Below are 22,795 nucleotides of genomic sequence, written 5' to 3' on the forward strand. Positions count from 1 at the left end.
GCAGCCGGTCCCCTGCTGGTGGCGACCGGTTCGGCGCTGCAGCACGGGACGAACGCCGGTGTGGAGGCCGCGCGCAGGGCCGTCGACGCCGGCGCCGTGCTCGCGGCCACCGCGGTGTCCAGGGCGGCCGAGGCCGGTGCCGAGCTCGGGCAGACGGGCCTGCGGGCGGCGATGCGGGCCGAGCGCAGGGTCGAGAAGGTCCCCGGGGCGGTCGCCAAGACCGCGCACCGGGTCGAGAAGCGCGCCAAGCGTGCTGCCCGGCTCACCTCCCTGGGCCTGGGCATGGGCACCGGCTACGTCCTCGGCGCGCAGGCCGGGCGGCCGCGGTACGAGCAGATCGTGCAGGCGGTCGGCAAGGCCACCCAGCGGGCCACCGGCCGGGCGTAGCCGCACCACGAGGGCAGGGCGGCCGGGTCCGGGACGGACCCGGCCGCTCCGTCGTCAGGCCCCGGACAGGTCGCGGCTGCGCTGCTCGGCGCCCACCTCGCCGTAGGGGTAGTCGGCCGCGCCCGGGTCGCTGACCGCGTCGAGCCGGGCGGTCTCCTCGCCGTCCAGCACGAGGTCGGCCGCGCCCATGTCGTCGCGCAGCTGCTCCGTCGTCCGGGCGCCCAGGATCACCGACGTCACCGCCGGCCGGGCGGCCAGCCAGGCGAGCGCCACCTGCGCCATCGACGCCCCGCGCGCCTCGGCGACGTCCTGCACCGCCTCCAGCACGTCCCAGGTCCGCTCCTTCGCGCCGACCCGGTCGTAGGCCTCCATGCCCCGGTCGGGGTCCTCGCCGAGCCGGGTGGCGCCCTCCGGCCGCTGGTCACGGGTGTACTTGCCCGACAGCCAGCCCCCGCCGAGGGGCCCCCACGGCAGCACCCCGAGCCCGTTCTCCAGGCAGGCCGGCACGATCTCGTACTCGATCTGGCGCACGAGCAGGCTGTACGACGGCTGCAGCGTGACCGGTACGGCCCAGTGCCGGCGCTCGGCGAGGTCGATCGCCTTCTGCACCTGCCAGCCGGTGAAGTTCGACAGGCCCGGGTAGGCGATCTTCCCGGCGTGCACGGCGTCGTCGAGGAAGCCCAGGGTCTCCTCCAGCGGGGTGTGCGGGTCCCAGGCGTGCAGCTGGTAGAGGTCGACGTGCTCGACGCCGAGCCGGCGCAGCGAGTCGTCGAGCGCCCGGCGCAGGTGGCGGCGCGAGTTGCCGACGCCGTTGGGCTCGGCGGCCATCGGCATCCGGCCCTTGGTGGCGAGGACGACGCGGTCGCGGACGTCGGCCGGGCGCGCGGCGAGCCACCGCCCGACGATCTCCTCCGACGCCCCGGCCGAGTAGACGTCGGCGGTGTCGACCAGCGTGCCGCCGGCCTCCACGAAGACGTCGAGCTGCTCGTGCGCCCCCGCCTCGTCGGTCTCGGCGCCGAAGGTCATCGTGCCCAGGCACAGGGACGAGACCGAGCAGCCGCTGCGGCCGAGGGTGCGGTACTCCACGACGGTGCTCCTGTCCTCGGCGGTCACGGCGCGCCCCGTCCGCGGGACGACGCGCGGGCACGCCCGACGCTGCCGCAGGGTGCGGGGATCCGCCACCGCGAGGCCGGGCGGTCGCGCGGACCCCTCAGCGGTCGCGCCGGTAGCCGAAGAAGCCGCGCTTCTTGATCAGCTCAGCGACCTCGGGCGGCACCATCGACTCCCACGTCTCGTCGTCCGTGGGGATCCGCTTGAGGACGTCCCGGCTGAGGATGGGCAGGTAGTCGGGCTTGTACTGGTCCAGGTGCACGAAGCTGCCGCGTCGCGCCAGGTAGTCGTAGAGCGGCTGCAGCTCCTCGTCGACCGCGACGGTCTCGACCGTGGTGACCTCGCCGTCGCGCAGCATCGGGTAGACGAAGAGCCTGAGGTCGTTCTTGAACAGACGGCCGAAGCTCTCGAGGATCCCGCCGGGCAGATCGGCGTGGCTGGCCTCGTCGAACAGCTCGAGCAGGCTCGGGACGCCCATGACCATCCCGATCCGGCCGTCGGTCCGCCAGGCGAGGTAGGCCGCGAGCCGGTGGTAGGCCACGTAGTCGGAGATGAGCACCGTCATCCCGCACGCGGCCAGCAGGTCCACCCGGGCGAGGAAGTCCCTGCGGTCGACGACGTCACCACCGGCGCGCAGGTTCGCCATGGTCAGCTCGGTGAGCGACAGGACCTCGCGGTCGGCGACGGCGGGATCGGCCTGGAACTCCGCCCGCGCGGCCTCGAGCATGTCGATGTTGACGACCGTGGGCGGGCGGAAGCTGCCGCGCTCGACCAGGATCGCCTTCTTGCGCAGCACCTCACTCGGCTGCAGGACCTGCCGGTCGGGCCCGAACATCGCCGCACCGCTCAGCCCCAGCTGCACGAGCTTGAGTGCCATGACCCGGTTGTCGACCGCCCGGAACTCGATCCCCTTCAGCTCGATCATGTCGATCTCGATGCGGCCGGTCGTCAGCTGGTCGAGCAGGCTCTCCACCAGGCGTTCCGGCTCGTGGTGGTGGAAGAAGGCGGCGTGCAGCAGGTTCACGCCCACGATCCCCAGCGCCTCCTGCTGCTGCGGGGCCTCGTCGTCGAGCATCCGCACGTGGACGACGACCTGGCTGGGCTCGTCACGCGGGTGGGACTGGAACTCCACGCCCATCCAGCCGTGGCACTCGTTCCCGCCGCGGTAGCTGCGCGCCACCACGGTGTCGGCGAAGGCGAAGAAGGCCGTCTCGTCGCCGCGCTGGTCACCCAGCCGGTCGACGTTCAGCTGGAACTCGTGGTCGAGCATCGCCTGCAGGCGGCCCTTGGAGACGTAGCGGTCGGCCTTGCCGTAGACGGCGTCGCTGACCGCCATGTCGTAGGCCGACATCGTCTTCGCCACCGTGCCCGCCGCGCCGCCCGCCCGGAAGAACCACCGGGCGACCTCCTGGCCGGCGCCGATCTCGGCGATCGTGCCGTACCAGCGGGGGTCGAGGTTGATCTGCAGCGCCTTCTGCAGGGTGTCGACGCCGGCGTCCATGGCCGCTCTCCTCGCGCAGGGTGGCGGCGAGCGTAGCCCCGCACGGGGAACGCCGTCGTGGGGACGACCCTCGTCCCGCAGGGGTCAGCTCGTGGCCAGGTGCACCGGGAGCCGCCGCGCTCCCCACCTGCCGACGGGTCCGTCGTAGCGACCCGGGACGGCGGTGCCGCACGCAGCACAGCGCCCGTCGTCGGTGAGCCGGTAGCGCCCGATGACGTACCAGTCCCGCTCCACGACCACCTCGCCGCAGCCGGGGCAGCTGGTGCGGCCGCCCTCGGCGTCGTGGACGTTGCCGGTGTAGACGAACCGCAGCCCGTGGCGCTGGGCGATCCCGCGGGCGCGGGTCAGCGTCGCGGGCGGCGTCGGTGGGACGTCGCGCATCTTGAAGTCCGGGTGGAACGCGGTGAAGTGCAGCGGGACGTCGGTCCCCAGCTCGTCGGCGATCCAGGCGCACTCGGCGTCGATCTCGGCGTCGGAGTCGTTGTACCCCGGGATGAGCAGGGTGGTGATCTCGAACCACACGTCGGTCTCGTGCCGCAGGTGCACCAGGGTGTCGAGCACCGGCTGGAGACGGGCGGCCGCGACCCGCCGGTAGAAGTCGTCGGTGAAGGCCTTGAGGTCGACGTTCGCGGCGTCGACGTGGGCGTACAGCTCCCGCCGCGCGTCGTCGTTCACGTGACCGGCGGTGACCAGCACGGCCTTGATCCCCCGGGCCCGGCAGGCGTCGGCGACGTCCACCGCGTACTCCAGGAAGACCGTCGGGTCGTTGTAGGTCATCGCGACGCTCCGGCACCCCAGTCGCTCGGCGGCCTCGGCGATGTCGTCGGGGCCGGCCGAGTCGGAGAGCCGGTCGATCTCGCGCGACTTGGAGATGTCCCAGTTCTGGCAGAACCGGCAGGACAGGTTGCAGCCGGCGGTCCCGAACGACAGCACCGCACTGCCCGGCAGGAAGTGGTTGAGCGGCTTCTTCTCGATCGGGTCCACGCAGAACCCGCTCGACCGCCCGTAGGACGTCAGCACCACCTGGTCGTCCACGCGGCCGCGCACGAAGCAGAGCCCTCGCTGCCCCTCGTGCAGCCGGCACTCCCGCGGACAGACGTCGCACTGCACCCGACCGTCGTCGAGCCGGTGCCAGTACCGGCCCGGCACCGTGAAGCGGTCCTCGAGGCTGATGTCGGCCGTCATGGCGCCTCCCCGCTCCCCACGATAGGCACCGCGGAGCCTCGCGGGAGGCGCCCCGCCCGGCGGTCGGTGGAGGAGACGTCGGCTCCTCCACCGACCGCCTGGATCAGCGGCTGCCGCCGCCGATCATCGGGTCGTCGCCGTCCGGGCGCACGCCCCGCTCGACGCCCTCGGTCGAGCTGGTGCCGGTGTAGCCCTCGGGGTCGGACTCCGGGACGAGCACGTCGTCGCGCACGACCGCGTCCGGCGGCGGCTGGTCGACGACGGTCACCTCCTGCGACTGGACGACGCCCTCCGGCCGCGCCGGCTGCTCGACCGGCTGCGCCTCCTCGTTACCGCCCGACGACGTGGCCACTGCCGCGGCCGCGGCAGCGACACCGGCCACCGCCGCCACGCCGGCGGCGACGGCCTTGCCCGAGACGCCGGCCTTGCCGCTGTCGCCGTGCGAGCCGTAGGCGTCCCCCGTGGTGGGCGTACCGACGTCGAGGTGCTCGTTGACCGAGCCGCGCCACGCACCGCTGGCGTAGCCCTGGTCCTCGATGAGGCTCTTGAACCGCTCGAGGTCGGACCTCACCTGCCGCTCGACGATGCCGAGCTTGTCGCCGACCTGCTCCACGAGGCCCTCGGGCTCGTACTCGAGCTCCAGGTGCACGATCGTCGACGTCGGCCCGGCGGGCTCGAACCGGACCGCGCCCGCGTTGGTCGCGCCGCCCGTGGCGGCCCAGGCGACCTTCCGGTCGGGCACCTGCTCGAGGACGGCGGCCTCCCACTCGCGCCGGACGCCCGCGATCTCGGCGACCCAGTGCAACCGGTTGTCCGTGAGCTGGCGGACCTCCTTGACCCCGCCCATGAAGTGGGGGAAGTCCTCGAACTGGGTCCACTGGTTGTAGGCCGTGGTCACCGGTACGTCGACCTGGATCGACTTCTCGACCTTCGTGGTCACTGTTCCTCCTCCGTTGCAGGACGCTGGCGCTGGACGTGACCGGCGTTACCCCTGGTCAGGCCTCGCAAGCGCGCAGTTCGTCGTCCGACCCGCCGGGCAGCGGACGGCGACGTACCGTCGGGAGGGTGAGCGTCGCCCCGGCCACCCACGTCCGCCTCGAGAGCCGCTTCGCGCGGGAGCTGCCGGAGATGGCGGTGCCGTGGCAGGCGGCCGACGCTCCCGAGCCGCGGCTGCTCGTGCTCAACGAGCCGCTGGCCACCGAGCTCGGGCTGGACCCCGAGTGGCTCCGCAGCGCCGAGGGGGTCGGCCTGCTGAGCGGCACGCTCGTGCCCGACGATGCCGCGCCGGTGGCGCAGGCCTACGCCGGGCACCAGTTCGGCGGCTTCGTGCCGCGGCTCGGCGACGGGCGCGCGCTGCTGCTGGGCGAGCTGACCGACGCCGAGGGCAGGCTGCGCGACCTGCACCTCAAGGGCTCCGGGCGGACGCCGTTCGCGCGCGGCGGCGCCGACGGCCTGGCCGCGGTGGGCCCGATGCTGCGCGAGTACGTGGTCAGCGAGGCGATGCACGCCCTCGGCCTCCCGACGACGCGGTCGCTCGCCGTCGTCGCGACGGGCCGGACGGTCCGCCGCAAGACACTGCTGCCGGGCGCCGTCCTGGCGCGGGTGGCGAGCAGCCACCTGCGGGTGGGGAGCTTCCAGTACGCGCGGGTGACCGACGACGTCGACCTGCTGCGGCGGCTGGCCGACGTCGCCATCGCCCGGCACCACCCCGGTGCCGCCGACGCAGACAACCGGTACCTGGCGCTGTTCGAGTCGGTGATCGCGGCGCAGGCGTCACTGGTGGCGCGGTGGATGCTCGTCGGGTTCGTGCACGGGGTGATGAACACCGACAACACGACGATCTCCGGCGAGACCATCGACTACGGGCCGTGCGCCTTCCTCGACGCGTTCGACCCGGCGACGGTGTACAGCTCCATCGACCACGGTGGGCGCTACGCCTACGGCAACCAGCCGATCGTGATGGAGTGGAACCTCGCGCGGTTCGCCGAGGCGCTGCTGCCGCTGCTCGCCGACGAGCAGGAGCAGGCGATCGGCCTGGCGGTCGGGGCGCTGGGCGGGTTCCGTCCGGCGTACAACGCGGCCTGGTCGGCCGGCATGCGGCGGAAGCTGGGCCTGCCTGAGGGTCTGGACGACGAGGTGGCGTCGTCGCTGCTCGACGACCTGCTGAAGCTGCTCACCGCCGACCGCGTCGACATGACGTCGTTCCACCGGGGACTGTCCGGTGCGGCGCGCGGTGCGGTCGAGCCGACGCGCGAGCTGTTCCTGGACCTCGCGGGCATCGACGGCTGGCTCGAGCGCTGGCGGGCGCTGGCGCCGGACGCCGACGCGATGGACCGGGTCAACCCCGTGTACACCCCGCGCAACCACCTCGTCGAGGAGGCACTGGAGGCCGCGACGGACGGCGACCTGGGGCCGGTGCAGCAGCTGCTCGAGGCCGTGACGAGGCCGTTCGACGAGCGGCCGGGCCTGGAGCGCTACGCCGCCCCGGCCCCGGAGACGTTCGGCTCCTACACGACCTTCTGCGGCACCTGAGGTCCGGTCCCGCCGCGCGGCGACCGGCGGGACGGCTCGGGAGCCGCGTCGGTGCGACCCGCCGGTCACCTCGCCCGGCTGGTGAGGGCCGCCTGCGCGTCGTCCGCGAGACGGCGGACCAGCTCGCCGGCGGGCAGGGCCTCGACGAGGGGATGGCCCTGACCGGCCCACAGGTTGATCACGTCCGGGTCCCCGGCCTTGCGGGCGGCGGCACGCAGCGGCGTCGTCAGGTGGTGCACCTGCGGGTAGGCCGCCGGAGCGGTGGCGGAGTGCTCGGCGAGGAACCGGTTGACCAGCCCGCGGGCACGCCGGCCGCTGAAGGCCCGGGTCAGCGCCGTCCGGTCGTACGTCGTGAGCGCCTCCCGGTGGACCGGGCTGGTGCCCGCCTCGGGGCAGCGCAAGAACGCCGTGCCCAGCTGCGCCGCCTCCGCGCCGGCGACGTGCACGGCGGCCACCGAGGGGCCGTCCACGAGCCCGCCCGCGGCGACCAGCGGTAGGTCCACGGCCCGGGCGACCAGGCGCAGCAGCGTCAGCAGGCCGTACTCGCCGGCGCCGTCCTGGTCGAGGAAGTCGCCCCGGTGCCCGCCCGCCTCGACGCCCTGCACGGTGAGCGCGTCCGCGCCGACGTCGCGGGCGGCGACCGCCTCCTGCGGCGTCGTGACGGTGACCAGCACCGTGGCGCCGGCGTGGTGCAGCGCGGCGACCATGTCGGGACGCGGCAGGCCGAAGGTGAACGACACGACCGGCACCCGCTCCTCGACGAGCAGGTCGACCTTCGCCTCCCAGGCGTCGTCGTCGGTCCTCGGCTCCCCCAGGTCGACGCCCCACCGCCCGGCGTCGGCCCGCAGCTCCCGCGCGTACCGGCGCACGGCGTCGGCGTCCCCGGGCGGTCCGGGGACGAAGACGTTGACGCCGAACCGCTCGCCGGTCAGCGCCCGGAGCGTGCCGATCTCGTCGGCCACCGCGGACGGCGTCCGGTAGCCGGCGGCGAGGAACCCGAGCCCGCCCGCCTCGGAGACCGCCGCGGCGAGCTCGGGTGTCGACGGGCCCCCCGCCATCGGCGCCTGCACGATCGGCCGCCGCAGCTCCAGCACCATGCCCACTCCCTCCGTCGCCGGATGCGCTCGCGTGCTTGCGAGCGCCGTGGCCGACGTCGCCATGCTGGCACCCGAGTTGACGCGTGGCGGGTGCTCGGTCAGGGTCGGCTGGCGCCGACCCGACCGCGACGGACGCCGTCGCACCGGGGGCCGGCCGCGTGAGGAGGCGTCCGTGCTGGTCGACGTGATCGTCGAGGTCCCCAAGGGGTCGCGGAACAGGTACGAGTACGACCAGCGGCTCGGCCGCATCCGGCTGGACCGGATGCTCTTCACCGCCACCGGCTACCCCGGCGACTACGGGTTCGTCCCCGACACCCTGGCCGAGGACGGCGACCCGATCGACGCGCTGCTGCTCCTCGCCGAGCCCACCTTCCCCGGCTGCATGGTCCGCGCCCGGGTCATCGCCGTGTTCTGGGTCGAGGACACGCGGGGCCCCGACGCCAAGCTGCTGTGCGTGCCGGCGACCGACCCGCGGCAGCTGCACCTGCAGGAACTGGAAGACGTGCCCATGCACCAGATCGCCGAGATCTGGCACTTCTTCGAGATCTACGAGGCGCTGTCGCCGGACAAGTCCGCCGAGACCCGCGGCTGGGAGCGCAAGGCGCAGGCCGTCGCGGCCCTGGAGGACGCCCGGCGCCGCTGGCTCGAGCAGTCCGCCGCGACCTCCGGCTGACGGCGCCTACAGGCTGACCACCAGTCCCCGGCGCGGGTCGACGTCCCCGTCCAGCAGCGCCGACCAGGCCCCGGCCAGGGCGTCGGCGCCGGTCACGTGCTCGAACCGGAGCAGCCCGGGCACCCGGTCGGTGACGAACGCCGCCCACGCCGCCCCGAGCCGGCGGGCGAACGCCGCCGCACCCGACGTGGCAGCCCCCTCCGCGGCCGCGTCCGGTGCGGAGAACACCACCGGCGCCGGACCCGGCAGCCCGCTGCTGTCGCCGGCCCGCGTCCAGTGCGTCGCACCGACCACGACCGAGACCCGCAGCACGTCCTGCGTGCGCTCGTGCACGGCCGCGCGGACCGCGGCGTCACCGGCGACGTCGACCAGGACGACGCCGCGGTCGACCGGCAGCGCGCCGACGTCGTCGTAGGCCAGCACCTGGTCGTAGAGGCCGAGCCCCGCGGTGTCGTCCACCCGCCCGGCCGACGTCAGCCCGATGACCGCCGGTGCGTCGTCGCGCGCCCGGATCGCCGTCGCGGTGCACCAGGCGGTCCGGCTCGACGCCGAGGTCAGCACCACCGCCCCGGCGCCGTGCCAGTCGCGCGCAGCGAGCTGGTCGGCCAGCAGCCACCCGGTCAGGAACAGCGGCCGCAGGACCGCCGCGGCGTCGTCGTGCTCGGGCGGGAAGCCGGTCTCCGGCCGGGCGCGCAGGTAGCGGGTGTAGACCGCCGGCAGGGATGCACGGGCGGCCGAGCGGTCGACGACGCCACCCCCGTCCGCGGCCACCTCCAGGGTGACCCGGCTCGACATCGGCCAGAACCCGAAGAAGCGGTCCCCCACGGCGACGCCGTCGACACCGGAGGCCGCCACCCGGCCGAAGCCCCAGGCGGGGACCCGACCCCAGCCGTCCGGCCCCGGGAAGTGGTCCCAGTAGCGCCACCGGTCGCCCAGGACGGCGTAGGTCAGGTTGTTGGCGGTGAGACCGAAGCGCTCGACGGCGAACTGCACCGTGCCCGCGGCCACGTCGGTCCGCGCCGGCTCACCGGCGTCGACGCGGACGACCCGCAGGTCGTCCCGCCGGACGAGGAGATCGACCACGTCGTGCACTCCTTCACAGTCGAGAGCAGACCTGCGCCGGGCATCCGGCACGGGCCGATGCGGACGCCGCCCTCACCGAGGCCGGTCAGCAGGATGGCCCACACCGAGCGCTTCGACGAGTCCCTGCTGCTGGAGAGTCAGGCCCGCCTCCGGGCGGCCCAGTGCCGTCGCGGGCTCGCCCGCGCAGCCCGAGCACGTCCGGGCGCACGTCGACCTCGGCAACCCGTGCGTCCCGCTGTGAACGCCGTCGGAGGGTCCCGGGGCGCACCCGTCCATCGACAGGGACCCCCGCGGCCGCGGGCAGCGGGGGTACCCGTCGTCGGGCGAGGCCGGCGCGGTCCGGTGTGCCGGACCAGTGGGGCGACTCAGTAGTAGTAGACGGTGCTCTCGCTCGCGGAGACCGCCGCGAGGATCACGATCAGGCCGATGACGATGCCCACGACGTCCAGGACCAACGCCGTGGTCGACGCCTTCTTCGCGCCCTGGACGTCCCCGTTGTCCCAACGGGTCGACACCTGCGCCGAGAAGTACAGGCCGATGCCACCGATCACGAGGGAGCAGAGGACCGCGACGATGGAGAGGGGCCAGTAGGCGGAGGGCTTGGCAGGTGCAGCGGTCGACGGCGGATAGCCGTACACCGAGGGCCCGCTCGGCTGCCCGTACGGCCCGGACGGGCCGGGAGGGGGCGGCGGAGGATAGCGGCGTCCCTGTTGGGTGCCGCTGCCGCCGTTGGGCTGTGGAGGCGTCTGCATGTTCACCTTGTCTCCTCATCTGTGCGGTGGTGATCTCAGGTGTGCGGCGTCGATCGCGGGCTCAGAAGTCGGGGTCCTCGACGACTGAGCCGTAGTCGGACGCGTAGTGGGTCCAGTCGCCGTCGAACCAGCGGAACTGGTGGCGGCGCGAAGGATCCGGGTACCACCCGGGCGGCGTGGTCACCGCCTCGCGCGGAGGACCTGCGACGGGGGTCTCTCCGCTGACGCGCTCCTGCTCGCTCTGCAGCAGCTTCCCCAGTTCGTGCCAGGTCGCGTAGTAGAGGTCACGTCGGCGGTGCAGGGTGCGCAGCAACTCGAGGGCGGCATCGTGCTCGCGCGGACGTCGGAGGGAGACCCGCAGCACGGCCACCAGCGAGAGCTGGTCCTCCAGCGACAGAGTCGGCGCCCGCACCTGGTCCGCCAGACCCGTCAGGTACGACACCGGGACCACTGGCGCGGGCGGTAAGGGCTGGGGCAGCGGAGGAGGCGGCCTGAGCCGGGAGAGGGCCGCAGCGAGCTGGAACGCGTTGAGCTGTGTGACCTGGGTGTAGTCGACGAGTTGGAGGGAGGCCAGATCCGGTGGCAGGAGGTCGGTGATGACCGGAGCGACCAGGACGGGCAACAGTGGCTTACCCAGCTGCCGAGCGTAGGTCCGTTCCTTCGCCGCCGCGTCCGACTCGAGCAGCGTCGGGGAGACCGCGATGATCATGGCGTCGCATGCGCGGATGCGTGCCAGGATCTCGTCCCACCAGTCCTGACCCCCATCGAGCCTGCGATCGATCCAGACCTGGTGGCGCAGGGTCTCGATGCCTTCCTGGACCATGCGCACAGCCTCGAGATCCGCCCGGGCGTACGACATGAACAGGCTCAACCGCCCTCGGGTCGTCGCCTGTTCGAGCGTCGTCATGACGTCCCCCCTCCGTCGTCCTCGGACCTCGATCCGGTGCCTCGTAGCCGCACGGCCCCGGCGACGACGAGGTCACAGGCGCGTACGTGGTCACGTCGGGTTCGGGAGCCCCCACCGACGGATCGGCCATGGGGAGTCCCACCCAGCAGAGGCGGGTCGGGGCTCTCAGATACGGGTGCTGCCACACGGCCGCCGGCCGGTTCGTGCACGGTGCGCCCGGCCTCGGTCAGCGGGCCGGCACCGGTTCCCCGGCGCCGGCCCGCGGGTGGGTGCGCGCCCCTCAGGCGCGGCGCGCGGTCAGGACCAGGTACTCCCAGTCCAGGACGGTCCCTCCGGCGCCACGGTCGTACCGCGCGGCGAGCGCGGCCAGGTCGCGGTCGAGCGCCGCCACCCGCTCGGGGTCGTCGGCGATGTTGCGGTAGGTGGCGATCGTCGGCCCGTAGACGGACTTCCAGTAGTCCCGCCACGCCTCCGGCGTCTCCCAGCCGCTCGTCGTCACGGTCCGCCGCCGCGCGACGACGTCGGTGACCCGGTCGCCGAACAGCCCGCGCACGTGCTGCTCGTCGCCCCACAGCGGCGGCGGCTGCGCGCCGGGCGGCGGCGGGGGCGCGTAGGGCTTCATCGTCCGGAACATCTCGCCGACGAACCCCTCCGGCGTCCAGCTGACGAGGCCGATCCGCCCGCCCGGGCGGCACACCCGCACCAGCTCGTCGGCGGCCTGCTGGTGGTGCGGCGCGAACATCACCCCGACGCAGGACAGGACGACGTCGAAGCTCGCGTCCGCGTAGGGCAGCGCCTCGGCGTCGGCCTCCTCCCACGCGAGCTCCGCGCCCGCGCGTGCCGCGAACTCGCGGCCGGCCGGGAACAGCTCCGGGGTGAGGTCGGAGGCCACGACCTCGGCGCCGGTCAGCGCGGCGGGGACGGCGGCGTTCCCGGTGCCCGCCGCGACGTCCAGGACGCGCTCGCCGCGGCGCACCCCGGCCGCGGCGACCAGGACACGCCCCAGCTCGGGGATCAGGTCCCTCGCCACGGCCGGGTAGTCCCCGAGCCCCCACATCGCGCGGTGCCTGGCCTTCAGTGCGCGATCCGCGGCGGTCGCGTCGACGGTGTCTGTCATGTGTCTGCTCCTCGTCGTCGTGCGGGTCGTCCCGCAGCGCGACGACGGTGGCCCCGGGGCGTTGCAGACCGTCTGCAACGCGGATGCAGGCTCATGCAGTGCCGGTCACGAGGTGCCCGGACACAATGCGGCCCAGCGCCGCGCGGGCGTGCGCGACCGCCGCGGCCTCGGCCGCCCGGGGGTCGCCCCGCGGCGCGTCCGGCGCCGGTCCGAGCGGTGAGGGCTTGCCGGCCGCCACGAGGTGGCCGTGCAGGACGGCGGCGTCCGCCGTCGCCGCCACCCGCTGCAGGAGCCGGGCCACGTAGCGCAGGTTGAGCCACTGCTGCGTGGCGTCGCCGACCCGGTCCCAGTGGGCGAGGACGGCGACCAGCGCGCGTGCGGCCACGACCGGGTCGCCGTGCACCGCCCGGGTGGCCGCCGCCTCCATCATCGCGATGCCCTGCCACCAGAAGTTGCGCACGGCGGCGGCCAGCTCCTCCGCCTCGTCGAACAGCGCCAGGGCGCGGTCGGGGTCGGACTTCTTGAGCACCAGCCCGAGCGCGTAGCGGGCCATCGACTGCGCCGTCGGGTTGGCAGTCGCCTCCGCGACGTCGAGGCTCTCCCGCGCGGCGGGGAGGCCGCGCTCCGGCCGGCGGCGGACCGCCTGGCACACCGCGACGTAGTAGAGCGTCCAGACCAGCCGGATCCGGTCGCCGTCGGCACGGGCCCGCGCCGCCTCGGCCGTGTAGTGCCCGAGCGCGGTGTCGACGTCGCCGTCGTAGAGCGCCACGTCGGCGAGGACGTCGCCCGGGTAGGCGATCCGCGCGGTGCCGGGCAGTGGCCGCCGGCCCCCCGCCAGCCGCGCCGTCGCCGTCGCCTGGGTGAAGTCACCCCGGTTCCACGCGCCGCGGGCGGCGGCGCCGACGGCGGCCGGGTACAGCGGGTGGTCGGGGTCCACCACGTGCAGCAGCTGCTCGGCCCAGGCGTGGGCCTCGTAGCCGACGCGCAGGTGCACCAGCTCGGGCACGGCCGCCACCAGCCGCACGGCCAGGTCCCGGCCGCGGTCGGCAGCGGCCCGGGTGAAGGCCGCCCGCAGGTCGTCGTAGACGCCGAGGGCCTCCGCCGCCCACGCCCGCTCGTCGGGCCCCTGCAGTCCCCGGCCGGCCCGCTCGGCGAACTCGACGTGGTACCCGACGTGCCGCCGGGCCAGCGCGGTGTCCTCACCGGCGGCCTCGGTGCGCGACCGGCCGTAGGCGCGCAGGGTCTCCAGCAGCCGGTAGCGGCTGTGCACCCCGCTCGCGGCCACCACCATCGAGCGGTCGACGAGCCGGGTGAGCCGGTCGAGGACGTCGTCCTCGGTCGCCTGCGGGTCGGCGACGCGGTGCACCGCCCGCAGGTCGGCCCCTCCGGCGAACACCGACATGCCGCGGAACAGCCGCTGCTCGGGCTCGGGCAGCAGCCGGTAGGACCACTCGATGGCGGCCACGAGGCTCTGGTGCCGCGCGACCGGCCCGCGCCCGCCGCCGAGCAGCGGGGTGTCCTCGAGCCGGCGGGCGACCTCGACCGGGCTCATGACGCGCATGCGGGCCGCGGCCAGCTCGATGCCCAGCGGCAGGCCGTCGAGCCGGCCGCAGATGGTGGCCACGGCGTCCGCGGCGGCGGGGTCGAGGCGGAAGTCCGCCGTCGCCGCGCGGGCCCGCTGGACGAACAGCGCGGTGGCGTCCTCGAGCGGCAGGGGCGGCACCGGCCACACCTGTTCACCCTCCACGCCGAGCGGCTCGCGGCTGGTCGCGAGGACCACCACCCGGGGGCACCGCTGCACGACCTCGCCGACGAGCCGGGCCGCGTGCTCCAGCACGTGCTCGCAGTTGTCCACGAGGAGCAGCAGCGAGCGGTCGCGGAGGTAGTCCAGGACCGTCTGCTCGATCGACAGGCCGGACCGCTGCCGGATGCCGAGGGCCGCGGAGACCGCGTCGCCGACCGGGGTCCCGTCGGGCAGGGCGGCGAGCTCGCAGAGCCACACGCCGTCGTCGAAGCGCCCCCGGTCCCGGGCCGCGACTTCCACCGCGAGCCGGGACTTCCCCGTGCCTCCGACACCGGTCAGCGTCACCAGCGGGCCGGCGCGCAGGGCTGCCGTCACCCGCTCGACCTCCCGGTCGCGGCCGACGAACCTGCTCGCCCGCCGCGGGAGGTTCCCGGGAGGCGGCGTGGCGGCCAGGGCGGGGTCGTGGGCGAGGATCCGCCGGTACAGCGCCTGCGCGGGCGCGGCCGGCTCGACCCCCAGCTCCTCGCCGAGCCGGGCCCGCAGCTCGTGGAAGGCGGCGAGCGCCTCGGCCTGGTGTCCGGTCGCGTACCGGGCCCGCATCAGCGTGACCGCGGGCCGCTCCCACGACGGGTGCCGGCGCACCAGCGCCTCGAGCTCGGGCACCGCCTCGGCCGCCCGGCCCAGCTCCACCAGCACGTCGGCGCGGTCGGCGGTGGCGCTCATGCGCAGTTCGGTCAGCCGGGCGGCCTCGGCCGCCGCGAAGTCCTCGTCGGCGAACTCGGCGAGCGCATCCCCCCGCCAGAGGCCGAGCGCGGCGTCGAGGTCGGCCAGCGCCCGCGCGTGGTCCCCCGCGGTCGCGGCCGCCCGGGCGGTCCGGACCCGCTGCTCGAACTCCGCGGCGTCCAGCGTCGCGGCGTCGAGGGACAGGCAGTAGCCGGGCGGGCGGTGGTGGATGGGCGCGGCGGGTCCGAGCACCCCGCGCAGCCGGGAGACGTAGGCCCGCAGCGCGGCCAGCGCCCCGGCGGGCGGGGCGTCCCCCCACAGCGCGGCGACCAGCCGGTCGGCCGACACCACCTCGCCGCGCGCCACGAGCAGGGCGGTGAGCAGGGTGCGCGGCTTGTGGCCGCCGACGGGGACGGGCCCGTCGCCGTCGTCGACCTGCAGCGGCCCCAGGACGCGGACCCGCGCGTGCGGTGCACCTGTCATCCCTGCCTCGCCTGCAAGCGGATTGCAACGGGCGCGGCCGACCCTAGTGGCGGCCCGTCGACGGGGACCAGATGCGAACGGGCGACCTCTGACCGAGCACCACGGTGATCGGGAGCCGGGAGGCAGCACCATGACCACGACCGCAGTCCCCCGGCGCCTGGCCGTCGGGATCACACCGATGGAGACGCGCCCCGACGTCGTCCTGCACCTCGCCGACCGGGCCGAGGCCCTCGGTTACGAGGCGTTCCTGCTGGCCGAGGGCTGGGGTCACGACGCGCCGGTGCTGCTCGGCGTGATCGCCGCGCGGACCCGGCGGATCCGCATCGGCACCGGCGTCCTCAACGTCTGGGGGCGCAGCCCCGCGCACGTGGCGATGCTGGCCCAGTCCCTCGACGTGGTGTCCGGCGGCCGGTTCGTGCTCGGGCTGGGCGCCGGCTCGCCGCAGCTGGCCGAGGGCCTGCACGACGAGCCCTTCACCACCCCGGTCGCGCGCCTGGAGGCGGTGACCCGGCAGGTGCGCGCTCTGCTGGCCGGCGACCGGATGACGCCGTCGCGCGGGTGGGCAGCGGCCGCTGCGGCTGGCCGTCCCTCCTCGGCCGCAGATCCCGGTGCACCTGGCGGCGCTGGGTCCGGCCGCCGTGCGGCTGGCGGGGGCCCTCGCCGACGCCTGGTACCCGTTCCTGCTCCCCCGGTCGGGACTCGCGGACGGCGTGAAGCTGCTCAGCGAGGGTGCCATGGAGGCCGACCGGCCGGTGCCGGTGGTCGGTCCCGGCATCCCGGTGGCCGTGGCGGAGGACCCGGCGACGGCGCGGGCGACGGCGGCCTGGTGGCTGTCGACCTACCTGACGGGGATGGGTCCGCTCTACCCGCGCACGATGCGCCGGCAGGGCCTGGGCGGCGCCGTCGACGCGGTGCTGGCGGCGGACCCGGCCGGCCGCGAGGTCCCGGCGGGCGCGGAGGTGCTGCTCGACGAGCTCCTGCTCTGGGGCGACGCGGACGCCGCCGCGGCGGGGCTCGACGCCTGGTACGCCGCCGGCGCCGAGCTCCCCGTCGTGGTGCTGCCGCCGGGACGGCCCGTGGCCGAGCTGGACGCCGCCCTCGAGACGCTGAGCCCGCAGCGGCGATCCGAGCCGGTCACCCGCCGGAGCGGGACGTCGTCACGCGGGGCCTGAGCACGCGCGGACGTCGGCGCCGCCGTCCACCCACGGACGGGACGAGTGCTTGGCGCGGAAGTGGTCCCCGCCCTTGCGGACCACGTCGTCGGTGCCCCATGCGCGGGGGACCGCGGCACGCTCCACCAGTTGCGGGATGTGCTTGGAGCAGTGGATGTAGGCCTCGACGACGTCCACGCCCACCCAGCACTCCGGCCGGCGACCGCCCTGCTGCCGCAGGCCGGCGAGGACGCCGGCGGGGAGGTCGGCACGGGCCAGCAGCTCGGCGTTCTCCGTCAGCGTGGCCCGGCCGTTGACGTGCAGGCCGATCGCGTCACCGCAGAAGTCGATGAACAGCAGGCCGACGTGGCCGTTCTCGGTGATGTTGCCGAGGCTGCCCATCACGCCGTTCCCCCGGTACTCGGGATAGAGGAGCGTCCGCTCGCCGAGCACGCAGACGAACCCGGGCTCCCCGGCGCGGAAGGAGCAGTCGGCCTCGCCCGAGGCGTCGGCGGTGGCGACGAAGACCATCTCCGCGCGGGCCACGAACGCCTGCATGCGGTCGTTGAGGTGGTCCAGCACCTGGTGGTCGTAGAAGCCGCGGGCGCGGGAGACGGTGCCGTACCGCTCCTGCAGGGCGTGCTCGCCGATCGAGCCGGGCACGGCGCCTCGCTCCCGGGTCACGGGTAGGGCCGCCCTGCTGCGCGCAGTCCGACGCGGCCGATCCGGGCCGGCGCGGTGACGCGCCGCAGGGCCTCCATGGCGCTGTCGACGTCGTCCGGGCTGCTGTACAGGGCGAAGCTCAGCCGACAGCTGCCCGAGGGCACCAGGCCGAGGTCCCGGTGCGCGAGCGTGGCGCAGTGGCAGCCGGCCCGGGACTCCACGCCGAGCTCGTTCAGCCCCTCCGCGATGCGCAGCGGGTCCATCCCCTCGACGGTGAAGGCCACCAGGGGTGAGCGCGGTGCGCCCGGGGGCGGTCCGTACACCGTGAGCCCGGCGACGTCCTGGGCCGAGCGCATCGCCTGCTCGGTCACGGCGGTGGTGTGCCGAGCGACGAGGTCCATCGAGGAGACCACCACGTCCCGCGCGAGGGGCTCCGCGGTCCCGAACCACCGGGGACGGCCCCCGGCGACCAGGTCGAGCAGGAGCCGCAACGCCTGGGCGGACGCGATGACGCCGAGGATGTTCGGCGTCCCGGCGGCGTACTTCCACGGCAGGGCGTTGTAGCTGACGCGGTCCGGCGCGACCTGGCCCTCGGCGATCATGTCGCCGCCGTACAGGAACGGCAGGGCCTGCTCGAGCAGGTGCTCCTTGGCGTAGAGCACGCCGATGCCGAACGGGGCCAGGAGCTTGTGGAAGGAGAAGGCCAGGTAGTCGACGTCGAGGGCCTGGACGTCGACGCTGCTGCTCGGCACCAGCTGCGCGGCGTCGACCAGCAGCAACGACCCGCTGTCGCCGTCTGGGCGTGGGTACCCGCTGTCGTCGGCGATGGCCCGGATGCGGCGCAGCGGCGGTTTCGTGCCGAGGAAGTTCGAGGCCCCGGAGACGCACACGAGCTTCGTGCGGGCGTCGACGAGCTGGGCGAGGTGCTCCAGGTCGAGCTCGCCGGTGACGGGGTCGAAGCGGGCGAGGCGGTGGTCCACCCGGCGGCCGAAGCGCGGCAGGATCTCCCGGCTCAGCGCGTACCAGGGCACGAAGTTCGAGTTGTGCTCCATCGTCGTGGTGACGACGTTGTCGCCGTCGCGGAACTCGCTGAGCAGCGAGTACATGACGGCGTTGATCGCCTCGGTGGTGTTGCGGTAGGTGACGATGCTGCGCCGGCTCCGCGCGTTGAGCCAGGTCGCGATGGTGTCGTAGGACTCCTCGAACAGCCCGGTCATGTGCTGCGAGGCCGACGACTGGCCGCGGTGCACGTTCTCGTACCACGGCGACAGGGAGCGGTAGAGCTCGAGCAGCTCCCGCGGGGGCTGGGTGCTCGCGGCGTTGTTGGTGACCACCCGGCCGGCCGCCGGGAAGTCGAAGTGCTGCCGGATGCGGTGGACGTCCAGGACGGGGGCGGGCCCGCTCGCGGACGGGTCGGGGGCGTGTCGGCGCCACATGGTGCGCCCACCTTCCTGTCGAGGTCCGGGTCGCGTCCTGCGGACGGGATCCCCTGGGGAGACGACGCCCGGTCCTGGCCGACGTCGGCGTGGCGGGGCGACCGCTCGCGGTGGTGCCGTCAGGAGTTCGCGAGCTGGGATCCGCGCCGCTTCTGCTTCCAGGCACCGACCATCAGTGGCCAGACCATGGAGGTGTCGGGGAGGCGCGCGGCGTCCCGGCGGAGCGCGGCGAGCACTGCGTCGGCGTGCTTCGGATCGGTGACGTCGTGGGCGATCGCGGCAGGTAGCACGCTGCGGAACGTCTGTTCGAGGATCCGGTGCCCCTTCGCCAGCGGTTCCACGCGGCCGGTCACGTCGGTGCCGTCCGGTTCGCCGGCGCCGGCCTGGGCGAACATGCCCGGCAGCCGGGCGCCCGCGCGGATGTCGCAGCCGAGGGCGCCGAAGGTGTCGACGACCACCCGTACGACCTCGTCCACGCTGGCCAGCGACGGCACCACGTCCAAGGCGTGCAGGTCGTAGTCCTGCACGACGAGGTGTCCGCCGGGCGCGACGGCGTCCCACAGCCGGCTCAGGACGGGGACCCGCTGCGGCAGGTGGAAGAGGAGCAGTCGCGCGAAGACGAGGTCGTAGGGCGCTCCCGGGACCGGCGCGTCACCGGTGAGCTCGACGGCCCGGACGCGGCACTGCCGGTGACCGGACTCGTGCAGCGCCGTCTCGGCCAGCGTGCCGAGGGCGGCGTCGACGTCGATACCGGTGACGGCGCCGTCCGGGCCGACACGACGCGCCAGCAGCCGCATCGTCTCACCGGGCCCGCAGCCGGCGTCCAGGCACGTGGCGCCCGGCGCGAGGTCGATCCGGTCGAGCACCCGCACGGTCGCGGGCTCCCAGACGAGGGCCTGGGCCCGTAGCCGCTCGTACTCGAGCGGGGTCCGCTGGAGCGCGTAGTCGACCTGGTGCTCGACACCCTCGGTGGTGGTGCTCATCGCCGGCTCCCTGCCTCGAAGGACTGGGAGGAGCGTGGCGCAGGACAGCCGCCGTCAGATCGTGGAGCCGACCACGAGCTTTGGGACGTCGGTCCGTGGTGCAGGACGCCGCGCGAGAACAGACTCGGCGACATGGCGCACGCCTTGCTGGACCGCGAGGCGGAGACGAGTGCGCTCGAGCGGCAGCTCGCCCAGGTGCGGACCGGGGTGGGCTGCACGGTGCTCGTCGACGGGCCGGCCGGCATCGGGAAGTCCACCCTGCTCGGGTACGCGGCTCGGCTGGCCGAGGGTTGGGGGTTCCGGGTGCTGCGCGCCCGCGGCGGCCCCTTGGAACAGAGTGCGGGCTGGGGGATCGCCCGTCAGCTGCTCGCCCCCGTCGTGCGCGGTCCCGAGTGGGACGAGCTGGCGGTCGGCGCGGCCGGCCTGGCCCAGCGTGCCCTCGAGCCCGACCTGGACACACCCGCGCCGGTCGGGGATGCCATGCACGCCGCGGCGCACGGCCTGAGCTGGTTGGTGTCCGGCCTGGCGGAACGGTCGCCGACGGTGCTGGTCGTCGACGACGTCCAGTGGGCGGACCGGCCGTCGCTGCGCTGGCTGGTGCAGCTGACCCGCCAGCTCCCCGACCTGCCCGTCGCCATCGTGTGCGCGGTCCGGACCGGGGAGGGGCCGTCCGAGACCGACGAGCTCACCGAGCTGCTCCTCGCCGTGGCCGGGCCGCCGGTCCGTCCCCGCCCACTGGGGCCGGGGGCGGTGGAGTCCCTCGTGCGGGACCGGCTGCCGGTCGCCGGCGCGTCCTTCGCCCGCGCCTGCCACGCCGTCACCTCCGGCAACCCCTTCCTGCTCCACGCGCTCGTCGACCACCTGCTCGCCGAGGGACTCGAACCGACCGACGAGGTCGCGGCGACGCTGCCCGCGTTCGGGCCGGGACAGGTCGCGCGCAGCGTCCGGCAGCAGCTCTCGCGGTTGCCGGACGGCGCGAGCGACCTGGCGACCGCCTTCGCCGTCCTCGGCCGCGAGGCCCCGCTGCGGCACGCCGGGGCACTGGCCGGGCTCGCGCCGCCGGAGGCCCTGCGGCTGGCCGACGCACTGCGGTCCGCCGGGCTGGTCGAGGCCGACAGCGGCCGGTACGCGTTCGTGCACCCTCTCGTCATGGGCGCCCTCTACAACGCCCTGCCGCCGGGTGAGCGGGCACTCCGGCACAGCCGTGCCGCGCAGCTGTTGGAGCGCGAGCGATCGGATCCGGAGCTCGTGGCGCTGCACCTGCTGCGCACCGAGCCGTTCGGCGATCCCGCCACCGTCGAGCTCCTGCGAGTCGCCGCGAGACACGCCGGCGCCCGCGGGGCGCCGGAGAGCGCCGCGACCTTCCTCCGCCGTGCGCTGGTCGAGCCCCCCGCGCATCCCGCTGAGGAGGCGGACCTGCGCAGCGAGCTCGGGCTGGCGCTCGCGGCCCACCTGCAGCCGGAGGCCCCCGACCTGCTGTGCGACGCCGTCGCCCTCGCCGCCTCGCCGGACCAGCGCGCCCGCATCGCCCTGTCCGGGGCACGCGCCCTGGGCCTCGCCGGGCACTTCGACGCCGCCATCCGCGTCTGCCGTAGCGGCCTGCAACAGTCGGGGGGTACGTCCCCCGCCCTGCTGGCTCGACTCGAGTCGGAGCTGATCGGTAACGCGTGGCTGCACGCCTCGACGATCCCCGAGGCGCGGGACCGCCTGAGCCGGGTCCCCGTGGCCACGCGGACGTCGGGGCTGTGGCGGGTCCACGTCGCCTGGCGAGCCGTGTTCGACGGGCGGCCCGTAGCCGAGGTCCGGGCGGAGCTGGACCCAGCCCTGCGCGACGGCAGTCTCGACGAGCCGGACTCGATCCTCGGGAGCTCCGTGAAGTTCATGCTCGTCGCCTGCGGTGATCTCGACGCCGCCCAGGAGCTGTGCGGGGCCCTGATCGACATGGCACGGCCGCGGGGTTGGTCGATCGCGCTCGCGCACGGCTGTTTCCTGCGTGCGATCGCACTGGTGCAGGCGGGACGGGTCCGCGACGCGGAGGCCGACGCCCGCCTGTCGTTCGACGTGAAGCTGGCAGCCAGTCCCCCGCCCGCCCTGAACTGGTCGCTGTTCCCCCTGGTCGACGCGCTGACCGAGCTGGGCGCGCCGGCCGACGCCGACGCCGCACTCGCCGCGGCCGGCCAGCAGGGCGACCCGCCACCCGGCGCTCTGGCGAGTCCCCTGCTGCTGGAGAGCCGAGCCCGCTTGCGGCTCGCCCAGGGGCGTCCCGTCGATGCGCACGTCGATGCTCAGGCGGCCGGGGACCGCTGGGCGGAGGTGGGGGTCGTCCACCCGGGCGTCGCGGCCTGGCGGGTCGTCGACGCGGAGGCACTGGCCGCCCTCGGCGACCGGGCGTCCGGGCGCCAGCTCGCCACCGAGCACCTCGACCTCGCCGAGCGGCTCACGCTGCCCGGTCCGTACGGCGCGGGCCTGCGCGCGGTGGCCCGTAACGCCGAACGCGACGAGACCGTCGACCTCCTCGAGCGGGCCGTCGCCGTGCTCGCCGGCTCGCCTGCGCAGCTCGAACACGTCCGGGCGCTGGTCGACCTCGGCGCTGCTCTGCGCCGGGCCAACCACCGGGAGGCGGCGAGCGAGGCGCTGCGCCGCGCGCTCGACCTGGCCACCCGTGGTGGCATGCAGCGGCTGGCCCGCCGGAGCCGCGAGGAGCTGTGCGCCTGCGGCGCCCGGCCGCGCCGGAGCGCCGTCAGCGGCATCGAGTCACTCACCCCCGCCGAGCACCGGGTCGCCGCGCTCGCCGCCCGCGGGGAGGGCAACCGCGAGATCGCCCAGCAGCTCTACGTCACCCGGCGCACGGTCGAGACCCACCTGACGCACGTCTTCCAGAAGCTGCGCATCACGACGAGGGTGGAACTGCCCAGGCAACTGACGGCCGCCTCGACGGCCGCACCCGTCGCCACCGCTGCGCGGTCCGACGGGTGACGAGAGCGCCGCGCACCGGCCTCCGGACGATCGAGCGAGGAGCCGGACCGGATCGGCCTGGCGCCGCGCCCCCTGCAGCCCCGCGCGCAACCCGCTGGAGCGAGCTGCGGCCTGGACCCTTCCGGGAGTCCGGAGTCCGGACAGGTGCACCGAGGGCCCGACCGACCGGTCCGGACGGGACGTCGTCACCGGGCTCCGCAGGTGCCCTGAGTAGCCGGGTTGGTGCCGGTGCCCGACCGGCAGCGCGGGTTGGCACGCCACCTGCTGGGTAGCTGCGGGCGACGGGGCACCC

17 protein-coding genes and 2 pseudogenes are annotated in these 22,795 nt (G+C 74.9%); 6 read left to right on the forward strand and 13 right to left on the reverse strand.

Annotated elements, in window-relative coordinates:
* Window positions 1-387, forward strand: a pseudogene (locus ABQ292_RS11550) (hypothetical protein); the annotation flags it as partial.
* A 54-nt stretch (window positions 388-441) separates the two neighbouring features.
* Here ABQ292_RS11550 and ABQ292_RS11555 read toward each other — a convergent pair.
* The 4 genes from ABQ292_RS11555 to ABQ292_RS11570 all read right to left on the reverse strand — a co-directional run bounded on the left by ABQ292_RS11555 (window position 442) and on the right by ABQ292_RS11570 (window position 5,123).
* The gene (locus ABQ292_RS11555; RefSeq protein WP_369206387.1) at window positions 442-1,473 is read right to left on the reverse strand and encodes an aldo/keto reductase; all 1,032 of its coding nucleotides are present in this window, start codon (window positions 1,471-1,473) and stop codon (window positions 442-444) included.
* A gap of 124 nt (window positions 1,474-1,597) precedes the next feature.
* On the reverse strand, window positions 1,598-2,998 hold the full coding sequence (locus tag ABQ292_RS11560; protein ID WP_369206389.1) for a TonB-dependent receptor: 1,401 nt from the start codon (window positions 2,996-2,998) through the stop codon (window positions 1,598-1,600).
* 84 nt (window positions 2,999-3,082) lie between these two features.
* Window positions 3,083-4,183 carry an AmmeMemoRadiSam system radical SAM enzyme gene (gene amrS, locus ABQ292_RS11565; RefSeq protein ID WP_369206391.1) on the reverse strand — a complete coding sequence of 367 codons (1,101 nt, stop codon included), beginning with the start codon at window positions 4,181-4,183 and terminating at the stop codon, window positions 3,083-3,085.
* 103 nt (window positions 4,184-4,286) lie between these two features.
* Window positions 4,287-5,123, reverse strand: coding sequence for an SRPBCC family protein (locus ABQ292_RS11570; protein WP_369206393.1), 837 nt, complete (start codon window positions 5,121-5,123; stop codon window positions 4,287-4,289).
* A gap of 125 nt (window positions 5,124-5,248) precedes the next feature.
* Between ABQ292_RS11570 and ABQ292_RS11575 the strand changes: the two genes are divergently transcribed.
* Complete coding sequence (locus ABQ292_RS11575; RefSeq protein WP_369206395.1) at window positions 5,249-6,715, forward strand: protein adenylyltransferase SelO; 1,467 nt, start codon at window positions 5,249-5,251, stop codon at window positions 6,713-6,715.
* A gap of 65 nt (window positions 6,716-6,780) precedes the next feature.
* Here the strand turns inward: ABQ292_RS11575 and ABQ292_RS11580 are convergent, their stop codons facing one another.
* Window positions 6,781-7,812: an NAD(P)H-dependent flavin oxidoreductase gene (locus ABQ292_RS11580; protein WP_369206397.1), complete on the reverse strand. Its 1,032-nt coding sequence runs from the start codon at window positions 7,810-7,812 to the stop codon at window positions 6,781-6,783.
* A gap of 172 nt (window positions 7,813-7,984) precedes the next feature.
* On the opposite strand from ABQ292_RS11580, the gene ABQ292_RS11585 reads away from it, so the two are divergent.
* Complete coding sequence (locus ABQ292_RS11585) at window positions 7,985-8,485, forward strand: inorganic diphosphatase (RefSeq protein WP_369206399.1); 501 nt, start codon at window positions 7,985-7,987, stop codon at window positions 8,483-8,485.
* Between the two features lie 6 nt (window positions 8,486-8,491).
* On the opposite strand, the gene ABQ292_RS11590 is transcribed toward ABQ292_RS11585, so the two are convergent.
* From ABQ292_RS11590 to ABQ292_RS11610, 5 genes are all read right to left on the reverse strand, one after another.
* Window positions 8,492-9,568, reverse strand: a complete 1,077-nt coding sequence (locus tag ABQ292_RS11590; protein ID WP_369206401.1) for a DUF2855 family protein — start codon at window positions 9,566-9,568, stop codon at window positions 8,492-8,494.
* 365 nt (window positions 9,569-9,933) lie between these two features.
* Window positions 9,934-10,320 carry a CD225/dispanin family protein gene (locus ABQ292_RS11595; protein WP_369206403.1) on the reverse strand — a complete coding sequence of 129 codons (387 nt, stop codon included), beginning with the start codon at window positions 10,318-10,320 and terminating at the stop codon, window positions 9,934-9,936.
* 61 nt (window positions 10,321-10,381) lie between these two features.
* Window positions 10,382-11,227, reverse strand: a complete 846-nt coding sequence (locus ABQ292_RS11600) for a TIR domain-containing protein (protein ID WP_369206405.1) — start codon at window positions 11,225-11,227, stop codon at window positions 10,382-10,384.
* Window positions 11,228-11,507: 280 nt separating this feature from the next.
* Window positions 11,508-12,344 (reverse strand): class I SAM-dependent methyltransferase, encoded by an 837-nt coding sequence (locus tag ABQ292_RS11605; RefSeq protein WP_369206407.1) that lies wholly within the window; start codon window positions 12,342-12,344, stop codon window positions 11,508-11,510.
* A 91-nt stretch (window positions 12,345-12,435) separates the two neighbouring features.
* Window positions 12,436-15,294, reverse strand: a complete 2,859-nt coding sequence (locus ABQ292_RS11610) for an AfsR/SARP family transcriptional regulator (protein WP_369206409.1) — start codon at window positions 15,292-15,294, stop codon at window positions 12,436-12,438.
* A gap of 178 nt (window positions 15,295-15,472) precedes the next feature.
* On the opposite strand from ABQ292_RS11610, the pseudogene ABQ292_RS11615 reads away from it, so the two are divergent.
* Together ABQ292_RS11615 and ABQ292_RS11620 are read left to right on the forward strand one after the other, a co-directional pair.
* Window positions 15,473-15,784 (forward strand): annotated as a pseudogene (locus ABQ292_RS11615) (LLM class flavin-dependent oxidoreductase); the annotation flags it as partial.
* 118 nt (window positions 15,785-15,902) lie between these two features.
* On the forward strand, window positions 15,903-16,466 hold the full coding sequence (locus tag ABQ292_RS11620; protein ID WP_369206411.1) for an LLM class flavin-dependent oxidoreductase: 564 nt from the start codon (window positions 15,903-15,905) through the stop codon (window positions 16,464-16,466).
* On the opposite strand, the gene ABQ292_RS11625 is transcribed toward ABQ292_RS11620, so the two are convergent.
* The 3 genes from ABQ292_RS11625 to ABQ292_RS11635 all read right to left on the reverse strand — a co-directional run bounded on the left by ABQ292_RS11625 (window position 16,452) and on the right by ABQ292_RS11635 (window position 19,527).
* Window positions 16,452-17,108, reverse strand: a complete 657-nt coding sequence (locus tag ABQ292_RS11625) for a pyridoxamine 5'-phosphate oxidase family protein (protein ID WP_369206413.1) — start codon at window positions 17,106-17,108, stop codon at window positions 16,452-16,454. The genes ABQ292_RS11620 and ABQ292_RS11625 overlap by 15 nt on opposite strands.
* Window positions 17,109-17,125: 17 nt before the next feature.
* Entirely contained in the window at window positions 17,126-18,544 is a 1,419-nt protein-coding gene (locus ABQ292_RS11630) for an aminotransferase class V-fold PLP-dependent enzyme (protein WP_369206415.1), read from the reverse strand.
* 119 nt (window positions 18,545-18,663) lie between these two features.
* Window positions 18,664-19,527, reverse strand: coding sequence for a class I SAM-dependent methyltransferase (locus ABQ292_RS11635; protein ID WP_369206417.1), 864 nt, complete (start codon window positions 19,525-19,527; stop codon window positions 18,664-18,666).
* Between the two features lie 132 nt (window positions 19,528-19,659).
* Here ABQ292_RS11635 and ABQ292_RS11640 point away from each other — a divergent pair, with 132 nt between their 5' ends.
* Window positions 19,660-22,503 carry a helix-turn-helix transcriptional regulator gene (locus ABQ292_RS11640; RefSeq protein ID WP_369206419.1) on the forward strand — a complete coding sequence of 948 codons (2,844 nt, stop codon included), beginning with the start codon at window positions 19,660-19,662 and terminating at the stop codon, window positions 22,501-22,503.
* Window positions 22,504-22,795: the final 292 nt, after the last annotated feature.

The sequence above is a fragment of the Geodermatophilus maliterrae genome (assembly GCF_041018925.1).
Taxonomy (GTDB): Bacteria; Actinomycetota; Actinomycetes; order Mycobacteriales; family Geodermatophilaceae; genus Geodermatophilus; species Geodermatophilus maliterrae.

Excerpts from the sequence above, each read along its gene's own strand:
- ABQ292_RS11635 (WP_369206417.1), bottom strand. The coding sequence starts at position 19,527 with ATGAGCACCACCACCGAGGGTGTCGAGCACCAGGTCGACTACGCGCTC.
- amrS (WP_369206391.1), bottom strand. The coding sequence starts at position 4,183 with ATGACGGCCGACATCAGCCTCGAGGACCGCTTCACGGTGCCGGGCCGG.
- ABQ292_RS11600 (WP_369206405.1), bottom strand. The coding sequence starts at position 11,227 with ATGACGACGCTCGAACAGGCGACGACCCGAGGGCGGTTGAGCCTGTTC.
- ABQ292_RS11605 (WP_369206407.1), bottom strand. The coding sequence starts at position 12,344 with ATGACAGACACCGTCGACGCGACCGCCGCGGATCGCGCACTGAAGGCC.
- ABQ292_RS11630 (WP_369206415.1), bottom strand. The coding sequence starts at position 18,544 with ATGTGGCGCCGACACGCCCCCGACCCGTCCGCGAGCGGGCCCGCCCCC.
- ABQ292_RS11595 (WP_369206403.1), bottom strand. The coding sequence starts at position 10,320 with ATGCAGACGCCTCCACAGCCCAACGGCGGCAGCGGCACCCAACAGGGA.
- ABQ292_RS11580 (WP_369206397.1), bottom strand. The coding sequence starts at position 7,812 with ATGGTGCTGGAGCTGCGGCGGCCGATCGTGCAGGCGCCGATGGCGGGG.
- ABQ292_RS11640 (WP_369206419.1), top strand. The coding sequence starts at position 19,660 with ATGGCGCACGCCTTGCTGGACCGCGAGGCGGAGACGAGTGCGCTCGAG.
- ABQ292_RS11560 (WP_369206389.1), bottom strand. The coding sequence starts at position 2,998 with ATGGACGCCGGCGTCGACACCCTGCAGAAGGCGCTGCAGATCAACCTC.
- ABQ292_RS11610 (WP_369206409.1), bottom strand. The coding sequence starts at position 15,294 with ATGACAGGTGCACCGCACGCGCGGGTCCGCGTCCTGGGGCCGCTGCAG.